Raw genomic sequence first — 22,924 nt, 5'->3', positions numbered from 1 at the left:
CTTATTTGCGCGCCGTGACGCAGGCATGTTTCTTGATAACGGAATTTGATAGAATTCCGCTCTTTCATAACATTATTTCAGCCTCCGGTGAGGCAGACTGTTTGCATAAAAATTCATCTGTATGCATAATAATGTTGTTTCCATCCTCATATTACGGGTGACTTATGCGAAGCTCGGCTAAACAAGAAGAATTAGTCAAGGCGTTCAAAGCGCTACTCAAAGAAGAAAAATTCAGTTCACAGGGCGAAATCGTCCTCGCGTTACAGGATCAGGGCTTTGATAACATCAACCAGTCCAAGGTCTCGCGCATGCTGACCAAGTTCGGCGCGGTGCGTACCCGCAACGCAAAAATGGAGATGGTCTACTGTCTCCCGGCTGAGCTAGGCGTGCCAACCACCTCCAGCCCTTTAAAGAATCTGGTGTTAGATATCGACTACAACGATGCTGTTGTGGTGATCCATACCAGTCCTGGCGCCGCACAGCTGATCGCGCGTCTGCTGGACTCGCTGGGGAAAGCGGAAGGCATCCTCGGGACCATTGCCGGTGACGACACCATTTTCACCACCCCCGCGAATGGCTTTACGGTGAAAGATCTGTACGAAGCCATTCTGGAACTGTTCGAACAAGAGCTGTAATCCCTTCTCCCCGTCGTTAAGCGCGACGGGGAAAAAACCTGCCGCCACCTCTTCCGCCGTCATTTTTCACTGCCTGTCACTTAACAAATAGTGCGTTTAACCGTCAAAAATCATTTACATGGTGAATGTGCAATGGAAAAAACGCACAAATTGCAAAATTTCATATCCTTATGATTTTATTGCATTTAATCTTAACAACATGCTTTTTAACACGTTTTTAATTCCATACGGTTATAAAAAAACAAATCATTAACACACAATAACCCATGAAACCATTAGCGTGGTATTAATTAATCGCGTGATTAGTGTATACTTGATTTTGTGATGAGGGTCACGAAACACAGACCCTAATAAAAGAATTCGACGAGGTAAAAATCATGAAAATCAAAACTACTGTTGCAGCATTAAGCGTTCTGTCCGTTCTCTCTTTTGGCGCATTCGCAGCCGAATCCATCAACGCAGAACAAGCGCAAGGCCGTCAGGCTATCGGCTCTGTTTCCGTAAGCGCTATCGGTTCTTCCCCGATGGATATGCATGAAATGCTGAACAAAAAAGCAGAAGCAAACGGCGCATCCGCCTATCAGATTACTGAAGCACGTAGCGGTGACAACTGGCACGCTACGGCAGAACTTTACAAATAAACCCTCGTCGTCTAGTCCGACGACTTGCCCCCGACTGCCGGGGGCTTTTTTATGTTTGTCGTCACGAATGGCGAACATTAAACCGCAGCTGTCCTTCCAGTTCCTCTTCTGCTTCATCAAACAGCAAAATCAGCGCGCCGTAGCGCCTGCGCAGTTTTTCCGGCAGATGAACAAACTCAATCTCCAGCGGCAATGGCAGCACCTCGCTCATGAGAGTATCCCATAGAGAATCAAGATCGCCGACTTTCTCTCTGGCAAGGCCAAACATCCGCGTAAACTCGCGGTAAAAATCGTTCTGGTCTTCTATTTCATCAAAATCAAAGGTATAGATGTTCATAGCCAGCCACCATCCCCGACGCAGTCACATTACAGGCCGCCGATGTGCAGGGTCTTCACTTCCAGAAACTCTTCAAGCCCCAGCACCGATCCTTCACGCCCCAGACCCGACTCTTTCACCCCGCCAAATGGCCCCAGCTCGGTTGATACGGCGCATTCATTAATCCCAATCATGCCGCTTTCAATCGCCTGGGAAACGCGGAATACGCGTTGTAAATTTTGCGTGTAGAAGTAAGCCGCCAGGCCAAACGGCGTATTGTTGGCGCGCTGAATGACCTCGTCTTCACTGGTAAAACGAAAGCAGGCCGCGACCGGCCCGAAGGTCTCTTCACTGGCCAGTTTCATCCCATCGCTACAGTCGCCCAGTACGGTGGGCTGCCAGAAATTCCCGCCTAACGAATGCGCTTTAGCACCTACCAGCACCTTCGCCCCTTTTGCGATAGCGTCCTCAACGTGCTCACGCACTTTATCGACGGCCGCCGGCTCAATCAGCGGGCCGACGATCACGCCCTCCTCCAGACCGTTTCCGACCTTCAGTTTTTGTACGGCATCCGCCAGCTTGCGGGTAAATTCGTCATAGACCGACTCATGGATATAGAAACGGTTAACGCTGACGCACACCTGCCCCGCGTTGCGGAATTTATTGGCGATCGCCCCCTGTACCGCAGCGTCAATATCCGCATCGTCAAACACGATATACGGCGCATTGCCCCCCAGTTCCATCGAGACTTTCTTCATCGTGTCAGCCGCGTTACGCACCAGCGTTTTCCCAACGGCGGTCGATCCGGTAAAGGAGATTTTGCGCACCTCGTGGCTGGCCATAATGGCGTCGCTGATCTCCGGGGTATTGCCCGCGACGGCGTTCAGCACGCCGTCAGGTACGCCAGCTTTCTTCGCCAGCGTCAGCAAGGCGAATGCGCTAAGCGGCGTGTTATTCGCCGGTTTAATGACCCCCGTACAGCCTGCCGCCAGCGCGGGGCCTAATTTACGGGTCAACATTGCCATCGGGAAATTCCACGGCGTAATCGCCGCCACGACGCCAATCGGTTCACGGGTGGCAAAGATCCGCGATCCGGGTTTGATCGGCGGGATTATTTCACCATTCGCCCGCTTCGCCTGTTCAGCAAACCACTGGATGAAACTGGCGACGTACTCCACTTCGCCTTCCGCCTCTTTCAACGGCTTCCCCTGCTCAGTGGTCATCAGACGGCCCAGCCAGGATTTATGCTCAATGATCAGTTCATACCAGCGATACAGAATGGCCGAGCGCTCTTTTGCCGTTTTGACCCGCCAGGCAGGGAAGGCTTTTGCCGCCGCCGCAATCGCCTCTTCGGTCTCTTTTTTACCAGCTTTGGCAACGGCGGCTATCGTTTCACCGGTTGCCGGATTAAGAACATCGAAGGTGTTATCCAGCGTTTTCCAAAGTCCATCAACCAGATATCCCGTCTGAAAAAGTTCGTTGTCCTGGAGCGTTTGCATGGTTCTTTCTCCTCCTGATGTCATGTTTTTCGCACGTCAGATAAGTATAGCCACAAAAAAACCGACGCTTTTGGCGTCGGCTCCTGAGTGTTAGTTATCCGTCAAGGCGTGCTGATATTTGTGCAACATGCCGGATAGCCGTTTTACCGGCTCCGTCACCCGTGGCGGCGCTTCCCAGACTCGCAATTTTTCCTGATAGACATCAAGCTCATCCAGCAGTTGTCCAAAGTAGCGCCGACGCTTATCGTCATTTCCGGCTGAAATCACATGATCGGCCGTACGCCGGAGCTGGCGGTGAAAAGCAGATAAATCATGATTGACCGGGATGGGCGCATCACGCAGACGTTGGTGCGCAATGATCATCGTCAGCGCCAGACGAAACTTCGGCAGGTCGCCCGGGAATTTGTTCATTAACAAGAACAACTGCTGATACAGCGCCGGAAGGTGGTTCTCTTTACGGCGCACAACGTTGGTGGTCATTGCAGACACCGCTGCGGAAACGAACTGGTTAAGCAGTACACGTCCGGTTCTGTCGCGTGAATTATCACGAACCAACAGAATGACGATAAACGCCATCATGCACCCCACAATCTGCCCGAGCGCGCTGTCAAGGAACTGGCTGAAGTGGAAGGTCATCGGGTTGTCCAGCACGATGATGTTAATGGTACTGGCCAGCGCCCCCATCGAACCCAGCCGCCGTTTCTGGACTTCGATCCCGAGAAAGAATCCCAGCACCGCCAGGCTCAGACACAGCAGCAACATGCTTTGCTGCGTATTCGGGATGATCACTAAAAAATAGAGCAGACCCAACGGCAGCGCCGCCAGCGTCCCGTAAATAAAGTCGATTGCGACCATGCGCGGGTTGGGTAAGCGCATCGCCAGCGACGTGACGACCGCAATCATCACCATCGCGCCGCTTCCCGACGTCCAGCCCGTCCACAGCCAGAATAAGGTGCCCAGCACACAGGACAGCGTGGTGCGCCAGAAGTTAACCATCGCATGATGGCGCTCGGCAGATTCCACCTTCACGACGGGCTCGCCCTGCAACACTTCCTCTTCCGTCACGCTGATTTTGGCGTTGCCAATCACGCCGCGCTTTAGCAGCAGATAGCGCGTCGCCGCACCGGCCCAAGTGTAAAGGGTTACGGGCGTTTCACGTTCGCCGGTCCAGGCAATGATGCGACGCATCCGCTTAAGCTGTTTATGTACGTCCTGCGCGGTTTCGACGGGCGTTTCGAACAGCTCGCGGAAGGTGTCGGTGATCAACTCCGGGTGAGTGTTCTGAATCAGGTATGTTTCACAGGACTGGGTGATCAGCGTCAACGAGAGCGTATTCAGCGCTTTCAGGCGGCGGTTGGCGCGCCCCCAGCGCGATGACTCCATATTGAGATTGCTGCGCATGCCTTCCAGCGCCGCCGTCCGCCGCACCAGATCGCCCCAGGCTTTGTCCACTTCCTCACTGTCGCCGTGCTTAATACACAGCTGCATCAGCTGGTATTGCGCCACCAGCAGGCCGTCGACTTCACGATCCACTTCCTGTTTCACTGAACGCGGCGAAAAGAGCAGATCCGCCATAATGGCGCAGACGATACCAATCACGATCTCGCTGCAACGTTCAACCGCGAACTGCGGCGTCAGTAGTGGCTCCGCCTGAATGGTAATGACGATGATCAGCGCCGTATACCCGGACAGCCCCCATGCATAGGAGTTTTCAACCCGCACCAGCGAGGAGATCCAGGTACAAAATCCCGCCCAGATACAGCACACCAGAATCATTAATAACGGCGCGCGAATCATGGTGATGATAATGGTCAGCGCGGCGATACAGCCAATAAATGTCCCGATGATACGCAGCATCCCGCGATAGCGAATCGCGCCGGAATAGGGTTCCCCACCGGCGGCGAATGCCGGGCCTGCGGCGACAATCGCGGCGGTCAGCACCGCCCAGCGCGGCGTCTCAAGCTGAAAGTGAAAGCCAACGAACAGCGCCAGGACGATGGCGCATGCCAGTTTTACCGCAAAGCGGATATGCTGGTTGGCAATGGAGAAGATACCCATGGTGATTAACCAAACTCGCGCAGACGGTGCGCCATTTTACGGAAGAAGGAGTCCTGCGTTTCATCTCGATCCTGCTTGCCGGTAATCACAACGGTTGCGGTTGTCCCGGCAGGCCACAGGTTGTCCTGCTGATCGTCCAGACGGATACGTACCGGAACACGCTGCGCCAGACGTACCCACTCCAGATTGGAGTCGATGGTCGCCATCCCTTTGGCGTCACGCGTGCTGCTGGCGTTAGTGACCCCAGCCGCCACGCTGTCAACGGTGCCTTTCAACACTTTGTTACTGCCAAGCGGCGTTATCTCTGCGCGATAGCCTGGACGGACGCCTTCCAGTTTGGTCTCTTCCATATAGGCCAGCACGTAGAAAGAGTGCTGTTTCACCAACGCAACCGCCGTTGAGCCGCGGGTAATAAACTCGCCGGTGTAGACGTTCAGGTTGGTGACCCAACCGTCAGCAGGGGCGCGAATCACGGTACGTTCGAGGTCTAATTTTGCCAGATCGCGCGTCGCCTGCGCTTTGGCAAGCTGATGTAATACGGTTTGCAGAACGTTATTGGCCTGATCGATCTCTTCACGCGACATCGCCTGGACGCCAAGGCGGTTACGGCGGCCAGCCTCCTGACGTTTTTCCTGTGCCAGCACCTGGTAGTAGGCAACGTCAGCTTCCGCTTCTTCGAGGGCTTTTTTATAGCGCGGCTGATCGATGGTGAACAGTATCTGGTCTTTCTTCACCAGCTGGTTATCATGCACACTCACGTTGGTGATAAGGCCTGCGACGTCTGGCGCAATGGCAACCACGTCGGCGCTGAAGCGCGCGTCACGCGTCCACGGCGACTCGGTGTAATAGACCCAGGCACGGAAAATTGCGATGAAGGCCAGAATGACCAGTACGAGCGTGATGGCCGTACGAGAGAGTTTTCTTGTTAGTGTTTTCACTTCTACCTCAAACGAACAAGCGCGATATTAAATAGAACAGGCAGCAATACAGCGCGGTATTAAACAGAGCCGGATGCCAGACGAAGTCATAAATGCCGGTTGGAACCAGCATCCGGCGCACCAGCCAGAAAATCGCCAGTGACAAAAGCAATTCGAAAAATATCGGTGGGAAGGAGAGACCAAACACCACGATAACGGGAAACAGACTCATGTTGACCTTGATTTATAAAGAGAGTGCAGGCGATACAGTTTTCAGCCAATGCCACCGCAGGGAAGGGCGTGGAAAGCCAGGCGAGAGCGGCATAGCGGTTATTTGAATAATAATATATTAACGTAACTGTTATGCTGTTATCTATAATATGTGATCTAAATCACTTTTAAGCCAGAGTGAATAATGGAAAGATTAAAACGCATGTCGGTGTTCGCCAAAGTCGTTGAATTTGGCTCCTTTACCGCCGCTGCCAGACAGCTACAAATGAGCGTTTCCTCTATCAGCCAGACCGTGGCAAAACTGGAAGATGAGCTACAGGTTAAGCTGCTAAACCGCAGTACGCGCAGCATTGGGCTGACCGAGGCCGGTAAAATTTATTATCAGGGTTGCCGTCGGATGCTGCACGAAGTGCAGGATGTCCATGAGCAGCTTTATGCCTTCAACAACACGCCTATCGGCACCCTGCGAATTGGTTGTTCTTCAACCATGGCACAAAATGTCCTCGCCGGGTTAACAGCCAAAATGCTGAAAGAGTACCCTGGCCTGACGGTTAACCTGGTGACCGGCATCCCGGCGCCGGACCTGATCGCCGATGGTCTGGACGTGGTGATTCGCGTCGGTGCGTTGCAGGACTCCAGCCTGTTTTCACGCCGTCTGGGGGCAATGCCGATGGTGGTGTGCGCCGCCAAAAGTTATCTCGCGCAATTTGGCGTGCCGGAAAAACCCGCTGACCTCAGCAATCACTCATGGCTGGAATACAGCGTGCGCCCGGATAACGAGTTTGAGTTGATTGCGCCGGAAGGGATCTCCACCCGGCTGATCCCACAAGGGCGCTTCGTCACCAACGATCCGATGACGCTCAGCCGCTGGCTGACCGCAGGCGCCGGGATCGCCTACGTTCCGTTGATGTGGGTGATCAATGAGATCAACAGCGGAGATCTGGAGATCCTGCTGCCCCGCTACCAGTCCGATCCACGCCCGGTTTACGCGCTGTATACCGAAAAAGATAAGTTGCCGCTGAAGGTGCAGGTGGTGATTAACTATCTGACAGACTATTTTGTCGATGTCGCGCAGTTATTTCAGGGAATGTACGGTCGGGGAAAAGAGAAGTGATCAGCAGCCCGCCTGTAGAACAGGCAGGCCGGATAAGGCGTTCACGCCGCATCCGGCAAAATGCCCGATAACGCAATGGCGTATCGGGCCTACAAAACGACTTTACGCGGTGCCGCCCACGGTCAGGTTATCCACTTTTAACGTCGGCTGGCCCACGCCTACCGGCAGACTCTGCCCTTCTTTACCGCAGACGCCAACGCCGTTATCCAGTTTCAGATCGTTCCCGACCATAGAGATCTGCTGCATCGCTTCGATACCAGAACCAATCAGCGTCGCCCCTTTCACGGGTTTCGTCACCTTACCGTTTTCGATCAGGTACGCTTCTGAAGTCGAGAACACAAATTTCCCGGAAGTGATATCCACCTGCCCGCCGCCAAAGTTAGGCGCATAGATACCGTATTCCACAGACTCGATAATCTCCTGCGGCGTGGATTTCCCGGCCAGCATATAGGTGTTGGTCATACGCGGCATCGGCAGATGCGCATATGATTCACGACGTCCGTTACCGGTCGGCGCAACGCCCATCAGACGCGCGTTGAGTTTATCCTGCATGTACCCTTTCAGGATGCCGTTTTCAATCAACACGTTGTACTGGCCCGGCGTACCTTCATCATCAATGGCGACCGAACCACGGCGATCGGCGATCGTGCCGTCATCAACCACGGTACACAGTTCAGACGCGACCAGTTCACCGATATGGCCGCTGAACACCGACGTACCGCGACGGTTGAAATCCCCTTCCAGTCCGTGGCCTACCGCTTCGTGCAGCAGCACGCCAGGCCAGCCCGCGCCCAGCACAACGGGTAATGTTCCCGCCGGAGCGGCAACCGCCGACAGATTCACCAGCGCCATGCGCACTGCCTCTTTCGCCCAGGCATCGGCGCGTACTTCACCGTCCAAATCGCCTAAGAAAAAGTCATAGCCAAAACGACCGCCGCCGCCGCTGGAGCCGCGCTCGCGTTTACCGTCTTCCTCTACCTGCACGCTGACAGACAGACGCACCAGCGGGCGCACATCCGCCGCCAGCGTACCATCGGTCGCTGCCACCAGAATCAGCTCATACACGCCGGTCAGGCTGGCCGTCACTTCCTGTACGCGCTTGTCGGCTTCACGCGCCGCCTTGTCCACGCGACGCAGAATGTCGAGTTTCTCTTCGCGGCTCATGCTCTGTAGCGGATCAATGGCGGTATAGAGCATCGGGTGCTCCACCGCGCCCAGTGTTTTTACTTTGCCGTCGCCGCTGTCGCGCACAATGGTACGCGCGGCCTGCGCGCTCTGCTCCAGCGCTTGCAGGCTGATCTGATCGGCATAGGCAAACCCTGTTTTTTCACCGTTGATAGCGCGCACGCCAACGCCCTGATCGATGTTGTAAGAACCATCTTTGATGATGCGATCTTCTAAAACCCAGGATTCGTGATAGCTCGACTGAAAATAGAGATCGCCGTAATCGAGACGGCGTTCGGCCAGTTGGCCCAGAATGGCAAACAAATCCTGATGGTTCAGGCCGTTAGCCGCTAGCAATTGTTCACTTACCAGGTTCAGACTCATCGTTTTGCTACTCGTTAGTTACTGTTGTAGGCCTGATAAGACGCGCCTGCGTCGCCATCAGGCGCTTCAATACCGGACTGCGGTAGAAGTTATGTAGGCCGGATAAGCGCAGCGCCATCCGGCTTTTGCAGTTCGTCATTCATTTCTATTTACTGAGATTGGGGCAATTACTCGCCCCCGTCAAATCATTGCTGGCTTTCTTTACGCGGCTGGCGCAGGACTTCGTTAATCTGCGGTTTGTCTACCGGGCCCGTGATGCGATAGCGCAGAATGGAGACTTTGCTCCACAACGGCCCCAACACTTTACTCGCGGCAAATACCGCCGCCCCGACAATCGGGTTCACCGCAAACGCGGCGGCAACCCCTACCGTGGCGGAGATTTCCGGTGCGACGACGGCTTCAATATCGAGTTCCCGACGCACCAGATTGACAGAACCTTTCATGGCGATGTCGGCCTCCAGCCCATCCACCAGCGTATCGTCAGTGTGCATCACGCCGTCTTTGATCCACGCCGTACTGCGAATAGAGTCAAAGTAGAAACCGTCGCTGAACGTATCGCTAAAATCAAAACGCAGCTTACGCAGCAGTGCGTCAAAGCTCAGCAGACGCAGAAGCTGCCCCGCATGACCGGTGCTCAGCTCGGTAATTTCACCTTTCCCCAGGCGGGTACGTAAAATACCATTAAGGGAAGCCTCATCCGGCTGCCAGGGCAGGTTACGCCAGTGTAAGTCATAGTCCACGTTAAACGAGGCGTTGCGGATGGGGGTCGAAACGCCAAAGAATCCCGCTGCGGCATCAATTTTATGGCCGCGCAGTTTCCCCTTCAGCGACGTGCGCTCGCTACCCGGCGTGTTCACCCAGACACCCTCAGCCGTCAGCCGGGAGAAGCCCGTATCCAGCAGCCCGTTACTCAGGGTCAGCGTATTTCCCTGAATCGCGACGTCGCCGTCAATACGCCCATATTTTTGCCCCCACAGCCAGCATTCGACGCAGCGTAACTGCACATCAGGCCAGCCGCGGAAACTGACTCGCTCAAGGGAGGAGAACGGCGAGGTCGCCTGCGCGCCGTCTGTACGCTTCGCCGCGCTCGGGTTGTAATACAGGTATTTGATGTTCGCCTGCCACGGGGCATTATTGCGTATCGCCAGCGTGGCGTTAACCTCGCGCCCCTGCGCTTCGACCTTCTGACCACTCAGCGACGGCTCAGAGACAATGCTCAGGTTATTCCACTGTTGCCCGCCCAGCGACAGCGAAGGCGTTCGTAGCGTCACGCGCTGCGGCAAACTGGTCTTTGCGCCAACGTTATCCGCCGCGCCTTTCTGGAACAGCGCCAGCCACTCTGCGCCATCCATTGCCGGAAGATTAAGCTCAACGCCTTGTCGGTCAGGCAATGTCGGCGTGGTGCGGCTATCCGTCGTCCAGATCGCCCGATCCAGCGTCAGTTTCTGATTCAGCAGCCAGCGGCTGTTAAAGTGATTATTTTTCCCGGCGCTGCCGGTCAGCGCGAAGCCACGCAAGTTACCGTCGGCCTTAATGCTCACCGGCAAGGATTCCCCGGCCTGCTTGTCGAGCGGTGACGGTAAGTGACTGCTCACATTCTTCAGGTCGCCTTTCAGCTCTACGTTGTATGTCGCACCAGAGTGATAAGGAAGCGCGATGCCCACTTTACCGTTCCACGCCATACCGCCGCTTATAGCATCGTTCACCTGCGCAGGTAGCACGCCCATACGGCCCGGCTGCCAGTTGCCGTTAAGGTTGACGTTGACCTGATAGGCCTTTTCCCCTTCATTGGTGGAGAAATCCACGTTCAACGGCTGATTAAACCAGTTTGCCGTTAACGGTTCGCTCTTAAGATTGCCGTTGTTGAAGCTGAACTTACCGCTCAGGTTCTTCAGCGTACTGTCGAGCGGCTTAATGAACAAACTATTATTACGCAGCAAGACGTCCCCTTTGGCGGTGACCAGCTCGCCATCCAGCGGAATATCAAGATGTAAGCGAGCATTCACATCGCCGTCAATCTGGAGTTGCTCCAGCGTGGCGCCGAGAGAATCCTTCAGCGGCGTGTCGTCAAAATACGGGCCGACCGCTTTACCCGGCCCATTGATATCGGCATCAATCAGCAGCTTTTCTTTGGCATAGTCCGGGATGATCGCGGTCAGATTGCTGGCCTTAACACCGCCCAGATTGACGCTATCCGCCTTCATCCACAGGCCATCGTTCAGGAAGTCCAGCTCAATGTTGAGGTCGGTCAGAGCGGGCCAGTCAGGCTGGAAAGCAAACTTCGCGTTACGCAGCGGCACCAGCACTTCAAACTGACCTTCATTATGTTTGTAGGGGAAAAGATGTGGATTGCCGCCATACACCAGCGTGGCGTTATCCGCTTCGCCGCCCTGAATCGCGCCGCTAAGGTAATCAACCAGCTCTTTGCCCATCAGGTTTTCCGGGAAATAACGCCAGGCCTGTGAACCGTCATCGGTGCTGATCCCCGCCAGAATCCCCAGCCAGGGCTCCTCTCCGGCGGGTTGCAGATAACGAAAACCGCCGCGCGCATGTACGGCTTTCGCTTTCACGTCGATGTTGCGCCCGTCCAGCTGAAACCCTTTGTCATTCTTCAGCCAGGTGAGCGTCGCCACGCCGCTTTCAATTTCCAGCGGTGCGCGAAAGACGGTTTCATACGGCATTTCGGCCTGCTGCATCGAGGCGGTCAGCGCGCCGTTTTCCACGCTGCCGGACAAGGTGCCGGAGAAGTGTTCCGCGCCCGGTAAGAGCTTCCACTGCTTCCAGGCGAGGTTATCCCACGACGCCTGGAAACGCGTTTTCTCCGTCGCCTGTAGCGGGATATCCAGCGCGAGAGTGTCTATTTTTCCGCGTGGCTGTGTGGCCTGCCAGATGTCGCCCAGCGCAGGCGAGAGTTTCGCCGCCACCGGACGCAGCCCGTCCATATCGGCCAGTTCAAGGTTGCTGGCGCGAATACGCAATTCATCGCTGCGTATGTTGTTCTGACCGCCAACCTCTTGTTCCGGCACCCAGGCCAGCGTTAACGCGCCGCGCGGCCAGGGTTTGCTATCCAGCGTGATACGCGTGTCAGGAATATAAAACTGCCAGCCCGGCTGTTCGCGCGTAATGTGCGCGGTCAGGTTATCAACGGAAAGCGTGTGCGAATGATTATCGCCCTGCCAGCTCGCGCCGCCCTGTTTAAGCCAGATATCGCCGCTGGAGACTTCGCCTTTCGTGAGCGTCATCCAGCCTTCCAGGCTAAAGCGCGCGGTTTGCAGCGCCACGTTATCCTGCATCCATTTGCCCAGCCACGGCTTCACGTCAATATCGTCGGCCTGTAGCCAGACCCGACCGTTGTTCAGCAGCCCGTCGTCGTCACGCAGATCCATACGAACCTGCATCACGCCATGCTGCCCGGTCAGGCTGGAGAGACTGACCTGACCTTCCGCGCGGTGCCTGTCTTTGCCGTTCAACCAGGTAAGCTGCGGGATCGCCAGTTCGGCTCGCTGGCCTGATAAGGTCAGAAAGCTAATTTGGCTGTCCCGGAGATCGAAGTGATCAAACTGACGCAGGAAAAGATCGCTAATACGGTTGGTTTCAATGCCTTCGTCGCTGTCGCTGCGTTGGATCGGCGTATTGGTGCGGATGTGCAGTTGCCAGAAGGTGAGATCGCGAAACTGCCAGCGCATATGCAACAGGCTTTGCCAGACATCCAGCGCCAGCGTGACGCGCTTTACTGAAAGCTCGCCGCCATCTTTCAAACTGGCATGGATGTCCCGGGCTTCAAGCGTGGGGCCAAAGGTTTGCCAGTTCGCATGCAACTGGCTGGCGGCAACAGGAATACCCGTGGCAGATTCAATTTTGCTGAGGATCGCCGGACGCCAGCTATCCAGATGGGGGAGCGCAAGGCGCAATCCACTGATCAGCAGCGCAACGACGACGACGAGCGCGGCTCCAGTGAGCAGTAATATCCCCGGCAATCGCCTCACGCGTCTCTCCTTGTCTGCCAAAAATGTGACTCACAAACCCGTTATCCGGCCTGGAAACGGCGGTCTTTTACATCATTACGACGTCAAATTGCTCCTGGTTATAGAGCGGTTCAATCTGGACTTTAACTTGCTTGCCGACAAAAATTTCCACCTCTGCCAGCGCGTGCGACTCTTCGCCTTTTAACGTTTCCGCCACCGCCGGAGAGGCATAAACGAGGAAACGATCGGAGTCGTAGGCATGATGCACACGCACGATTTCACGCATAATTTCATAGCAGACGGTTTCCACCGTTTTCACCGTACCGCGTCCATGACACGTTGGACATTCATTGCATAGCACATGTTCCACGCTTTCGCGGGTACGCTTGCGGGTCATCTCTACCAGACCCAGTTGCGAAAAGCCGTTGATGCTGGTTTTCACGCGATCTTTGCTCAGCGCCTGCTCCAGAGAATGCAGTACCCGACGGCGATGATCTTCATTATTCATGTCGATAAAATCGATGATGATGATACCGCCCAGATTGCGCAGACGCAGCTGCCGCGCAATCGCCTGCGTCGCCTCAATATTGGTATTGAAGATCGTGTCATCGAGATTACGGTGCCCAACAAACGCCCCGGTATTGATATCAACGGTGGTCATGGCTTCGGTTTGATCGATAATCAGATAACCGCCGGATTTCAGCTCCACCTTGCGTTCCAGCGCGCGCTGAATCTCATTTTCAACATCAAAGAGATCGAAAATCGGCTGATGGCCGCTGTAGTGTTCGAGCTTGCTGGTCATCTCAGGGATATATTCCGCGGTAAATTCCAGCAATGCCTCGTACGTCAGACGCGAATCCACGCGGATTCTGTCCAGCTCGGCATCGGCAAAATCACGCAGTACGCGCTGCGCCAGCGCCAGTTCGCCGTACATCTGATAGCGCGTTTGCGGCCGCTTTTTACGCTCTATGACTTTCGTCCAGACGCGTTTGAGGTAAGCGGCGTCCGACGCCAGATCCTCTTCGCACACCCCTTCCGCCGCCGTACGGATGATAAATCCGCCCTGCTCGTCGCAATACTCCGCCACCACCTTCTTCAGGCGTTCACGTTCGGTTTCGCTTTCAATACGCTGAGAAACGCCAACGTGCGACGCGCCGGGCATAAAGACGAGGTAGCGGGAAGGCAGCGTGATGTCCGTCGTCAGGCGCGCGCCTTTGGTGCCAAGCGGATCTTTTACCACCTGCACCATCAGATCCTGCCCCTGACGCACCAGCTCAGAGATGTCGCGTACGGTGAAGTTCTTTTGTTCTTCACCCGCCACGCATTCGGTATGCGGCATAATGTCTGAAGCATGAAGAAACGCGGCTTTCTCCAGTCCAATATCTACAAAAGCCGCCTGCATACCCGGAAGTACACGGCTTACACGGCCTTTGTAGATATTGCCTACGATGCCTCGTCGCGCTTCACGCTCAATATGAATTTCCTGAAGAATACCGCCATCAATGTACGCCACGCGTGTTTCCGATGGCGTTACGTTTACCAACAATTCAGCCGTCATGTTTATCCCTTTTCTCACGCAGTGCGTTAAAATTGCTCAGCAACTCATACGTTTCAACCAGCGGTAAGCCGACCACGGCGTGATAGCTGCCGTTTATCTTCCTGACAAAACAGCCACCCTGCCCCTGAATACCGTATGCTCCAGCTTTATCCATAGGCTCACCGCTGGCGACATAGCCCGCGATGTCCTCATCACTCAGTGTTCTGAACGTCACCTCCGTCACCACCAGACAATCCAGCACGTACTGGCTGTCCGCCAGCGCGACGGCCGTCATCACCTGATGCGTCTGCCCCGACAGTTTGCGCAGCATATGCGCCGCGTGTTCTGCATCGCGCGGTTTCTCCAGCACTTCACCGTTAAGAATCACGATAGTATCGGCGCCCAGCACCGGCAAGTCGCGCGCCGTTTGCGCCACGCCTGCCAGCGCCTTTTCCCGCGCCAGACGGAAGACATACTGTTGCGCGCTTTCGCCTTCGCCACGCGTTTCTTCAATTCCCGTAACGATACGTGCAAAAGAGACGCCCAGCTGCGCAAGCAGCTCCTGGCGGCGAGGTGAACCGGAAGCAAGATAAACGTCAGTCATAGAAACCTTTACTGCACAGCAAACTGCTGGCGCACTTTGCGCATCAGCAGGAAAAGCCAGGGCCAGAGCACACCGTTTACTACACTACTCCAGAATACTTCCGGTCTGAAAGAGACGTTGATCACTAAAAACTCGGCCCAGAAAACAATAATGTCCACGACCAGTGAGAGCAATATCACCACCAGCGCCTGTTGCCAGAGCGCCAGGTTACGGAATAGCTGGAATTTCAGTGCAACCAGATAAGCAATGATACTCATCGACAAGGCCCGCACGCCAAGCGTGGAGCCGCTGATCAGATCCAGTATGGCACCCATCACAAAACCTGTACCCACATTTACGCGGTGCGGCAGTGCGAGTATCCAGTACAGCAAGATAAGGAGCACCCAGTTTGGCCGGAAAACGATGATGTCATCCGGCCAGGGCATGATTTGCAGCAATAGCGCAATAAGAAACGAGAGCCAGATAACCCAGCGACCCTGGCTACGATAACTTGCCACTATTGCCCCCCCGTTGCGCGCGTAGCCGACGGTTGTTGAGGCGCGGCAGGCGCCGGGCTAATCCCCGTGGCAGGGTCCGGCATTGGCGCTGGCGGCCCCATCGCATCTGGCGAAGGCAGAACCTGCGGCATCATCTGCATCAGTCGTTCGTTAGCGACGCGATGCACATCTTCCGGCGTCATCGGATTAGCGCCGTTGCGATCGGCTCCCCACAGCAGCAGCAGATAACGCAAACGCTGTAAACCCGCAGTCGGACGCGCCTGAATCACGGTGTAAGCACGTTGGGTGTCCAGCTTGACGGACGAAACCACGCCCACCGGATACCCTTCCGGGAAACGGCCGCCCAGACCCGACGTTACCAGCACATCGCCAACGCGAATGTCGGTGTTTGCCGGTAAATGCTCAAGCTGTAAATCGTCCGTGCAGCCGTTACCGGCGGCAATGACGCGGATATCGTTACGCAGCACCTGAATCGGCAACGCATGTGTCGCATCGCAAATAAGCAGAACGCGGCTGGTCAGTTTCGCCACCGCAACGACCTGGCCCACTACGCCTTTGTCGCTGATGACCGGTTGCCCCTCATAGACACCGTTCACGCTTCCTTTGTCGATCACCACCTGATCGCTGTAAGGATCGTTAACCGTGGAGATGACCTGAGTCACCATTTTTTGTTCGTCCTGACGCAGCGGCGAACCCAGCAGCTCGCGCAAACGCGCGTTCTCCTGTTTGTATTGCCCCAGCATCAGCAATTCGCTGTTTTTCAGCAACAGTTCCTGGCGCAGCGCCCGGTTTTCAAGTTCGAGTTGGTCACGCGAAGCCAGCGTTTGCGACACGCCGTCGAGTAATTCACGGGGACCATTGGAAATAAAGTAGAAAGGGCTGACGGCGGTATCCATGTACGTGCGGATTTGGCTGAACGTCCCCAGACGGCTGTCGGCTATAATCACGCCGAGCGCCACCAGCACCGCCAGAATAAGGCGAATCTGTAGCGACGGGCCACGGCTAAAAATTGGCTTCATAAGTTTGCGTATTCTCGTATCAGAGTCGGCAGGGTAATCAAACCATCACCCTGCCGGTATCCGATTACTCTTCGCTGAACAGGTCGCCGCCGTGCATATCGATCATTTCCAGCGCCTTGCCGCCGCCGCGCGCCACGCAGGTCAGCGGATCTTCAGCAACAACGACAGGAATGCCGGTTTCTTCCATTAACAGACGATCAAGGTTACGCAGCAGCGCGCCGCCGCCCGTGAGCACCATACCGCGCTCGGAGATATCAGACGCCAGTTCCGGCGGGCACTGTTCCAGCGCAACCATCACCGCGCTCACAATACCGGTCAGCGGCTCCTGCAACGCTTCCAGAATCTCGTTGGAGTTCAGGGTAAAGCCGCGTGGAACGCCTTCCGCCAGGTTACGCCCGCGAACTTCGATTTCACGCACTTCGTCGCCCGGATACGCAGAACCGATTTCGTGTTTGATACGTTCTGCGGTCGCTTCGCCGATCAGAGAACCGTAGTTACGGCGCACATAATTGATGATCGCTTCGTCGAAGCGGTCGCCGCCAATACGCACAGAAGAAGAGTAAACCACGCCATTCAGAGAGATAACGGCCACTTCCGTCGTACCGCCACCGATATCGACAACCATTGAACCGGTTGCTTCAGACACCGGCAGACCGGCGCCGATTGCCGCAGCCATCGGTTCTTCGATCAGGAACACTTCACGAGCGCCAGCGCCCTGTGCGGATTCACGAATCGCACGACGCTCTACCTGGGTCGCTCCTACCGGTACACACACCAGCACACGAGGGCTTGGACGCATAAAGCTGTTGCTGTGCACTTGTTTGATGAAGTGCTGGAGCATTTTTTCAGTCACGAAGAAGTCAGCGATAACGCCGTCTTTCATCGGGCGAATAGCAGCGATATTGCCCGGCGTACGACCCAGCATCTGCTTCGCATCATGACCTACTGCGGCCACGCTTTTCGGTGAACCGGCACGATCCTGACGAATGGCCACAACGGAAGGCTCATTCAATACGATGCCTTGTCCTTTTACGTAAATGAGGGTATTCGCAGTACCCAGGTCAATGGACAGGTCATTGGAAAACATGCCACGAAATTTTTTCAACATACTAAGGGATAATCCTGAAAGCTGGGGCGGAAAACAAAATCCGCTTACTTTACCAACCACACGCAGCAGCGACAAGGCGCAAAAATCATCTGCTACGGTGAAAATTAGCGCAGTACGTTTCCTTTGTTACAAATCTCTGTCTGGGTCCATCAGAACTGAATACATCAGCAGCAATCCTGGCCTTCATTTGCAACCTGTAAAAGGTCGTTTACCTGCATATTTGCTGCAACAATCTGGCGAGCAGACAAGCACACCCCCATGAGGCACAGCGCGCGTTATTCTACGTGAAAACAAATTAAACGGCAGGTTAAACCGAGTATCTTTGCGAATATTTTTTCACGTTGGTGTCAAGTGGTTGGGAGGAGGCAAAAAAATCCCCCTGTCCGCCCGCCACTCCGCGCCCCGTCAGCGTATGCCACTCGCTACGCGAACGGACGCCTGTCGCGTAAACCTGCGTATGCGTTCCCGTGCAGGCTTCCACCAGGCTCTGTACCAGCAACTGGTTTTCCGTTCGTTTCTCAATGTTTCTTACCAGACTCGGATGAAGTTTCAGTAATTCCACATTAAGTTCTTTAATCCAGCTGGTACTCACCAGCGTCAAACCCGCCTGTGTCACCGCGATCCGAACGCCAAGCGCATTCATTAAACGAATAACAGGCTGTAACCGACTGATGTGTTGACAAACATCTGCCTCGGCAAGTTCAAAAATAATACGTTTTCGCTGCGATTTTTCGCACTGCATCAACGTATCACGCAGCCAGCGCTGAAACCGTGGGCGGATCAACGATTCTACCGTTACCTGCATCGCCAGATTTTCCTCCGGCCAGTATTTCAGCAGCGGGATCAAACGGCTAATTTGTAAGCGGTCATACTCTTCCGATAAACCGAACTGCAATACCATCGGCATGTATTCCGCCGAAATCACCTCTTCGGCGCCGTCAAAGATACGGCACATCAGCTCCCGGTGGTGTACGCGTCCTTCACGCATTACCGCCGGTTTCTGATAAATCCGCGGCCCGCCCCGGCTGAGCATCTGCTCAATAAGGGTGCGCCAGCGTACGTTGCCTCGGCCTTTTTCCGGCAGCGAATCGTCATACACCGCCCAGCTGTTCCCTCCCTGCAACACGGCATTTCGGGTCGCGGCTTCGGCATGTTCCATCACCTGCTCCGTTGACTGACCGCTACGCCATGCGCAAATGCCGATATGTACCATATCGTCACGATCGAGCTTTTTATTAACCGGTAATGCATCTACCGCTTTTAATAACTGCCCGGCGATGCTCTCCGCTTCTTTCAATGTGCGGTGCGGCAACAGGACGGCAAAGTCGCTGCGGTGGTAGCGCGCCAGCAGCGAACCCGGGTAGCGCATAATAAATGTCGACAGCAGATTAATCAGCGCAAACAGCTGTTCTTCCGCGAGATCGCGCCCCCAGCTGTCGTGAAGCAGGTTAAAGTCTGGCAGGCGGATCATCATCACCACGCCATGCGATCCCACTTTTTCCTGATCTTCCAGCAGCGTCGCCAGTTGGTTATCAAAAAACAGGCGATTGCCCAGCCCGGTTTTGACATCCTGCGCCGCATAAGAACGGATAAGCGTATCCAAACGGCTGCGCTGTTCGCTGGCAAACTGAATTTCAGACAGCAGCATATCCAACGCGCTGCTGGTGCGCGCGGGCCATTCATAGACCGACCCTCGCGCATTCGGCCCGCGCTCGCCGTTCAGAATACGCGTTGCACGAATTTCCAGCAGCTCCTGCCCGGACAGTTGGCGCTGTAGCCAGCGTACCGATAAGAACAGGATGAGAACGATAAAGCCGATCGCCAGCGTGAGCGGCGCGGTGGTCACGAGCGAGTGAAAATAGTTGCCCATCGGGTCCTGAAACACCACATGCAGCGAGGTGCCGGGATGTTTTACCAGCGGAATCGTCAGCTCACGATACAGGTTGTTGCTTCCCGCTGGCCGATAGCTGCTGTTGCGCGAATGGCTATACACCTGGCGGCCATCCTGCAACAAATCGACGCGCACGATATCGACCGATACCATCAGTTCATTAATCTGCGGCGTTAGCGTGACAAAATCAGAGGAGACAAGATGCGTGTCAATAGCGGTGGCGACCGCCTGAATGCGGCTGGTGAATTTATTCTCGATGGCATTGTAAAAACTCAGCGAGCAGCCGATGAGCGTAACGAAAATCGTTAACCCGGTAAGCAGCGTGACAAAGGCTGAGAATTTCGTCGTTAATCGCATCCGTGTGTTAACTCCGACAGTTATAAACGACATGAAAGAGCAACTCTGAACGCGAAGTCCGTTAAATTGCACAGCTAAGCGGGCATACTACCAAATCAGGTCTATCTGGCAATTTATTGCGTTGAATCGGCATCACGTTTTGATTAGCGAGTATAGTCTTCATAAATATTTTTCCAATCCACTATGCAAATTGAGGACAGGTTATGCAGGCTTTGATCTTAGAACAGCAGGACGGTAAAACCCTTGCTTCCGTTCAGACCCTTGAAGAAAGTCGGCTACCGGAAGGGGATGTAACGGTAGATGTCCACTGGTCCAGCCTGAACTATAAAGATGCTCTGGCCATCACCGGGAAAGGGAAAATCATCCGTAACTTTCCGATGATTCCTGGCATCGATTTCGCCGGAACCGTACGCGCCAGTGAAGATCCCCGCTTCCATGCCGGTCAGGAAGTTTTACTGACCGGCTGGGGCGTAGGCGAAAACCACTGGGGCGGTCTGGCTGAGCGCGCCCGCGTAAAAGGCGACTGGCTGGTTGCTCTCCCGAAAGGTCTTGATAGCCGAAATGCGATGATTATCGGCACCGCCGGTTTTACCGCCATGCTGTGCGTGATGGCGCTGGAAGACGCGGGCATTCGCCCTGAAGATGGCGAGATTGTCGTGACCGGCGCCAGCGGCGGCGTGGGCAGCACTGCCGTTGCGTTGCTGCATAAGCTGGGCTACCAGGTTGTGGCCGTGTCAGGACGCGAAAGCACCCACGACTACCTGCGTAGCCTGGGTGCCAACCGCATTCTGGGGCGCGATGAGTTTGCCGAATCCCGCCCGCTGGAGAAACAACTCTGGGCCGGGGCCATCGACACCGTTGGCGATAAAGTGCTGGCGAAAGTGCTGGCGCAGATGAACTACGGCGGCTGCGTTGCGGCCTGTGGTCTGGCGGGCGGCTTCGCGCTCCCCACCACGGTCATGCCGTTTATTCTGCGTAATGTCCGCTTGCAGGGCGTGGATTCCGTGATGACTCCGCCTGCCCGCCGCGCAGAAGCCTGGAAACGCCTGGTCAACGACCTGCCAGCCTCTTTCTATGCGCAGGCTGCAACAGAAATCACGCTGGCAGACGCGCCAAAATTCGCCGATGCCATCATCAATAACCAGGCACAGGGCCGTACGCTGGTGAAGATTGCCTAATCTTCAAATTTTCGTGACATATTCGCGTTAACGTTTCGCCTCCGTCATGCTTAAAAAAACGCATGACGGAGGATGCTATGAAAATGAAAAAACTGACGGAAGCCGACGTAACTGCGGAGTCCGTTTTTATGTTGCAGCGCCGCCAGGTACTGAAAGCTTTAGGTATCAGCGCGGCCGCCCTTTCTCTGCCCGCCACCGCCCAGGCCGACCTGCTGAGCTGGTTTAAAGGCAACGATCGTCCCCCTGCGCCTGCCGGTAAGCCGCTTGATTTCAGCAAACCCGCCGCCTGGCAAAACGACCTCCCGTTAACGCCGGAAAACAAAGTCACCGGTTATAATAATTTCTATGAATTCGGCCTCGATAAAGCAGACCCGGCCGCCAACGCGGGTAGCCTGAAAACCGATCCCTGGACGTTGAAAATTAGCGGCGAAGTGGCAAAACCCCTAACGCTCGATCACGATGCGCTCACGACGCGTTTCCCGCTGGAAGAGCGAATCTATCGTATGCGCTGCGTTGAGGCATGGTCGATGGTGGTTCCCTGGATTGGCTTCCCCTTACATAAACTGCTCGCACTGGTCGAACCCACCAGCAATGCTAACTATGTGGCGTTCGAAACGATCTACGCGCCCGATGATATGCCGGGACAAAAAGACCGCTTTATCGGCGGCGGGCTAAAATACCCTTACGTCGAAGGATTGCGTCTGGACGAGGCAATGCACCCGCTCACGCTGCTGACTGTCGGCGTCTATGGTAAAGCGCTGCCGCCGCAAAACGGCGCCCCCATCCGTCTGACGGTGCCGTGGAAATACGGGTTCAAGGGGATTAAGTCGATCGTCAGTATTAAACTGACCCGCGAACGCCCGCCGACCACCTGGAATCTGGCCGCGCCAAACGAATACGGATTTTACGCCAACGTGAATCCGCACGTTGATCATCCGCGCTGGTCACAGGCGACCGAGCGTTTTATTGGCGCGGGCGGCATTCTGGATGTACAAAGACAGCCGACGCTGCTGTTTAACGGCTATGCCAGTGAAGTGGCGTCTTTATATCGCGGTCTGGATCTGCGGGAGAATTTCTAAGTGCGTCTGACACAAAAACAGATCGTCTGGTTAAAAGTACTGCTGCATCTTGCCGGATTATTACCGTTTCTCTGGCTCGTCTGGGCGGTGAATCAGGGAGGGCTCAGCGCCGATCCGGTCAAAGATATTCAACACTTTACCGGTAGGACAGCGCTGAAATTTTTGCTCGCCACCTTGCTGGTTTCACCGCTGGCGCGCTACGCTAAACAGCCATTATTGATCCGCACCCGCCGCTTGTTAGGGTTATGGTGCTTCGCCTGGGCCACGCTGCATTTAACCAGCTATGCGCTACTTGAACTGGGCATAAATAATCTGGCGCTGCTGGGCCAGGAGTTAATCACTCGTCCTTATTTAACGTTGGGCATTATCAGTTGGTTCATTTTATTCGCCCTTACGTTGACCTCCACGCAGGCGGCGCAACGAAAACTGGGGAAACGCTGGCAACGTTTGCATAACTTCGTTTATCTTGTCGCGATTCTGGCTCCCATTCATTATCTGTGGTCGGTAAAAATTTTATCGCCGCAGCCGGTCATTTATGTCCTGCTGGCGCTGGTGCTTTTAGCCTGGCGCTACAAGACATTTCGCCAGTGGTGGCGGTCGTTTGCGGGCAAAATGCTGTAACGCCTCCGTTATGTGCGGTTTGTTGCAAAACCAGGACTCGCCTTGGGTCTTTGCGTGTTAGCAGTTGATAATCTTCCCTGATAAGACCAGTATTTAGCTGCCAAATGCT

At 55.0% G+C, this 22,924-nt stretch carries 19 protein-coding genes; 6 read left to right on the top strand and 13 right to left on the bottom strand.

All coding sequences use genetic code 11. The features are described 5' to 3' along the window. The first annotated feature begins 164 nt into the window (after nucleotides 1–164). Together argR and yhcN are read left to right on the top strand one after the other, a co-directional pair. The gene (gene argR / locus OGV82_RS09625; RefSeq protein WP_012135369.1) at nucleotides 165–635 is read left to right on the top strand and encodes a transcriptional regulator ArgR; all 471 of its coding nucleotides are present in this window, start codon (nucleotides 165–167) and stop codon (nucleotides 633–635) included. 377 nt (nucleotides 636–1,012) lie between these two features. Further along, nucleotides 1,013–1,276 carry a peroxide/acid stress response protein YhcN gene (yhcN, locus tag OGV82_RS09620; RefSeq protein ID WP_012135371.1) on the top strand — a complete coding sequence of 88 codons (264 nt, stop codon included), beginning with the start codon at nucleotides 1,013–1,015 and terminating at the stop codon, nucleotides 1,274–1,276. 61 nt (nucleotides 1,277–1,337) lie between these two features. On the opposite strand, the gene OGV82_RS09615 is transcribed toward yhcN, so the two are convergent. The 5 genes from OGV82_RS09615 to aaeX form a co-directional block, all read right to left on the bottom strand. Next, complete coding sequence (locus tag OGV82_RS09615; protein WP_047460936.1) at nucleotides 1,338–1,613, bottom strand: barstar family protein; 276 nt, start codon at nucleotides 1,611–1,613, stop codon at nucleotides 1,338–1,340. 29 nt (nucleotides 1,614–1,642) lie between these two features. Next, nucleotides 1,643–3,091, bottom strand: a complete 1,449-nt coding sequence (locus tag OGV82_RS09610; RefSeq protein ID WP_286462713.1) for an NAD-dependent succinate-semialdehyde dehydrogenase — start codon at nucleotides 3,089–3,091, stop codon at nucleotides 1,643–1,645. 90 nt (nucleotides 3,092–3,181) lie between these two features. Continuing rightward, on the bottom strand, nucleotides 3,182–5,149 hold the full coding sequence (aaeB, locus tag OGV82_RS09605) for a p-hydroxybenzoic acid efflux pump subunit AaeB (protein WP_012135374.1): 1,968 nt from the start codon (nucleotides 5,147–5,149) through the stop codon (nucleotides 3,182–3,184). Nucleotides 5,150–5,154: 5 nt separating this feature from the next. Continuing rightward, nucleotides 5,155–6,087, bottom strand: a complete 933-nt coding sequence (aaeA, locus tag OGV82_RS09600; protein ID WP_012135375.1) for a p-hydroxybenzoic acid efflux pump subunit AaeA — start codon at nucleotides 6,085–6,087, stop codon at nucleotides 5,155–5,157. Nucleotides 6,088–6,094: 7 nt separating this feature from the next. Beyond that, nucleotides 6,095–6,298, bottom strand: a complete 204-nt coding sequence (aaeX, locus tag OGV82_RS09595; protein WP_000051840.1) for a p-hydroxybenzoic acid efflux pump operon protein AaeX — start codon at nucleotides 6,296–6,298, stop codon at nucleotides 6,095–6,097. Nucleotides 6,299–6,481: 183 nt separating this feature from the next. Between aaeX and aaeR the strand changes: the two genes are divergently transcribed. Then, nucleotides 6,482–7,411 (top strand): HTH-type transcriptional activator AaeR, encoded by a 930-nt coding sequence (aaeR, locus tag OGV82_RS09590; protein ID WP_047460928.1) that lies wholly within the window; start codon nucleotides 6,482–6,484, stop codon nucleotides 7,409–7,411. Between the two features lie 102 nt (nucleotides 7,412–7,513). Here aaeR and tldD read toward each other — a convergent pair whose 3' ends face one another. From tldD to csrD, 8 genes are all read right to left on the bottom strand, one after another. Further along, nucleotides 7,514–8,959, bottom strand: a complete 1,446-nt coding sequence (tldD, locus tag OGV82_RS09585; RefSeq protein ID WP_047460926.1) for a metalloprotease TldD — start codon at nucleotides 8,957–8,959, stop codon at nucleotides 7,514–7,516. Between the two features lie 185 nt (nucleotides 8,960–9,144). Then, nucleotides 9,145–12,945, bottom strand: coding sequence for an AsmA2 domain-containing protein YhdP (gene yhdP, locus OGV82_RS09580; RefSeq protein WP_047460923.1), 3,801 nt, complete (start codon nucleotides 12,943–12,945; stop codon nucleotides 9,145–9,147). A 67-nt stretch (nucleotides 12,946–13,012) separates the two neighbouring features. Beyond that, nucleotides 13,013–14,482: a ribonuclease G gene (gene rng, locus OGV82_RS09575; RefSeq protein ID WP_101744384.1), complete on the bottom strand. Its 1,470-nt coding sequence runs from the start codon at nucleotides 14,480–14,482 to the stop codon at nucleotides 13,013–13,015. Beyond that, the gene (locus tag OGV82_RS09570) at nucleotides 14,472–15,065 is read right to left on the bottom strand and encodes a Maf family protein (RefSeq protein WP_047460920.1); all 594 of its coding nucleotides are present in this window, start codon (nucleotides 15,063–15,065) and stop codon (nucleotides 14,472–14,474) included. Before OGV82_RS09570 ends, rng begins: the two co-directional genes overlap by 11 nt. An 8-nt stretch (nucleotides 15,066–15,073) precedes the next feature. Then, nucleotides 15,074–15,562, bottom strand: coding sequence for a rod shape-determining protein MreD (mreD, locus tag OGV82_RS09565; RefSeq protein ID WP_012135383.1), 489 nt, complete (start codon nucleotides 15,560–15,562; stop codon nucleotides 15,074–15,076). Beyond that, nucleotides 15,562–16,581: a rod shape-determining protein MreC gene (gene mreC, locus OGV82_RS09560; protein ID WP_012135384.1), complete on the bottom strand. Its 1,020-nt coding sequence runs from the start codon at nucleotides 16,579–16,581 to the stop codon at nucleotides 15,562–15,564. The genes mreD and mreC overlap by 1 nt, the downstream gene beginning before the upstream one ends. Nucleotides 16,582–16,645: 64 nt before the next feature. Continuing rightward, nucleotides 16,646–17,689, bottom strand: coding sequence for a rod shape-determining protein MreB (mreB, locus tag OGV82_RS09555; protein WP_000913396.1), 1,044 nt, complete (start codon nucleotides 17,687–17,689; stop codon nucleotides 16,646–16,648). A 307-nt stretch (nucleotides 17,690–17,996) separates the two neighbouring features. Next, the gene (csrD, locus tag OGV82_RS09550) at nucleotides 17,997–19,937 is read right to left on the bottom strand and encodes an RNase E specificity factor CsrD (protein WP_047460917.1); all 1,941 of its coding nucleotides are present in this window, start codon (nucleotides 19,935–19,937) and stop codon (nucleotides 17,997–17,999) included. Nucleotides 19,938–20,140: 203 nt separating this feature from the next. On the opposite strand from csrD, the gene acuI reads away from it, so the two are divergent. The 3 genes from acuI to msrQ all read left to right on the top strand — a co-directional run bounded on the left by acuI (nucleotide 20,141) and on the right by msrQ (nucleotide 22,815). Continuing rightward, nucleotides 20,141–21,115: an acrylyl-CoA reductase (NADPH) gene (gene acuI, locus OGV82_RS09545; RefSeq protein ID WP_047460914.1), complete on the top strand. Its 975-nt coding sequence runs from the start codon at nucleotides 20,141–20,143 to the stop codon at nucleotides 21,113–21,115. A 77-nt stretch (nucleotides 21,116–21,192) separates the two neighbouring features. Beyond that, the gene (gene msrP / locus OGV82_RS09540) at nucleotides 21,193–22,194 is read left to right on the top strand and encodes a protein-methionine-sulfoxide reductase catalytic subunit MsrP (RefSeq protein WP_024130995.1); all 1,002 of its coding nucleotides are present in this window, start codon (nucleotides 21,193–21,195) and stop codon (nucleotides 22,192–22,194) included. Beyond that, nucleotides 22,195–22,815, top strand: a complete 621-nt coding sequence (msrQ, locus tag OGV82_RS09535) for a protein-methionine-sulfoxide reductase heme-binding subunit MsrQ (protein ID WP_047460911.1) — start codon at nucleotides 22,195–22,197, stop codon at nucleotides 22,813–22,815. Nucleotides 22,816–22,924 lie beyond the last annotated feature (109 nt).

This window comes from Citrobacter sp. CK191 (assembly GCF_030333435.1).
GTDB classification, from domain to species: Bacteria; Pseudomonadota; Gammaproteobacteria; order Enterobacterales; family Enterobacteriaceae; genus Citrobacter_B; species Citrobacter_B koseri.
The sequence above is the reverse complement of the archived record's forward strand: the minus strand, read 5'-3'. Positions and strand labels throughout refer to the sequence as shown.

Bases quoted from the DNA above. Each gene is read 5' to 3' on its own strand.
- yhcN (WP_012135371.1), top strand. From the start codon at position 1,013: ATGAAAATCAAAACTACTGTTGCAGCATTAAGCGTTCTGTCCGTTCTC.
- mreB (WP_000913396.1), bottom strand. From the start codon at position 17,689: ATGTTGAAAAAATTTCGTGGCATGTTTTCCAATGACCTGTCCATTGAC.
- argR (WP_012135369.1), top strand. From the start codon at position 165: ATGCGAAGCTCGGCTAAACAAGAAGAATTAGTCAAGGCGTTCAAAGCG.
- OGV82_RS09615 (WP_047460936.1), bottom strand. From the start codon at position 1,613: ATGAACATCTATACCTTTGATTTTGATGAAATAGAAGACCAGAACGAT.
- rng (WP_101744384.1), bottom strand. From the start codon at position 14,482: ATGACGGCTGAATTGTTGGTAAACGTAACGCCATCGGAAACACGCGTG.
- csrD (WP_047460917.1), bottom strand. From the start codon at position 19,937: ATGCGATTAACGACGAAATTCTCAGCCTTTGTCACGCTGCTTACCGGG.
- OGV82_RS09570 (WP_047460920.1), bottom strand. From the start codon at position 15,065: ATGACTGACGTTTATCTTGCTTCCGGTTCACCTCGCCGCCAGGAGCTG.
- aaeX (WP_000051840.1), bottom strand. From the start codon at position 6,298: ATGAGTCTGTTTCCCGTTATCGTGGTGTTTGGTCTCTCCTTCCCACCG.
- msrP (WP_024130995.1), top strand. From the start codon at position 21,193: ATGAAAATGAAAAAACTGACGGAAGCCGACGTAACTGCGGAGTCCGTT.
- OGV82_RS09610 (WP_286462713.1), bottom strand. From the start codon at position 3,091: ATGCAAACGCTCCAGGACAACGAACTTTTTCAGACGGGATATCTGGTT.
- aaeB (WP_012135374.1), bottom strand. From the start codon at position 5,149: ATGGGTATCTTCTCCATTGCCAACCAGCATATCCGCTTTGCGGTAAAA.
- tldD (WP_047460926.1), bottom strand. From the start codon at position 8,959: ATGAGTCTGAACCTGGTAAGTGAACAATTGCTAGCGGCTAACGGCCTG.
- mreC (WP_012135384.1), bottom strand. From the start codon at position 16,581: ATGAAGCCAATTTTTAGCCGTGGCCCGTCGCTACAGATTCGCCTTATT.
- acuI (WP_047460914.1), top strand. From the start codon at position 20,141: ATGCAGGCTTTGATCTTAGAACAGCAGGACGGTAAAACCCTTGCTTCC.
- aaeR (WP_047460928.1), top strand. From the start codon at position 6,482: ATGGAAAGATTAAAACGCATGTCGGTGTTCGCCAAAGTCGTTGAATTT.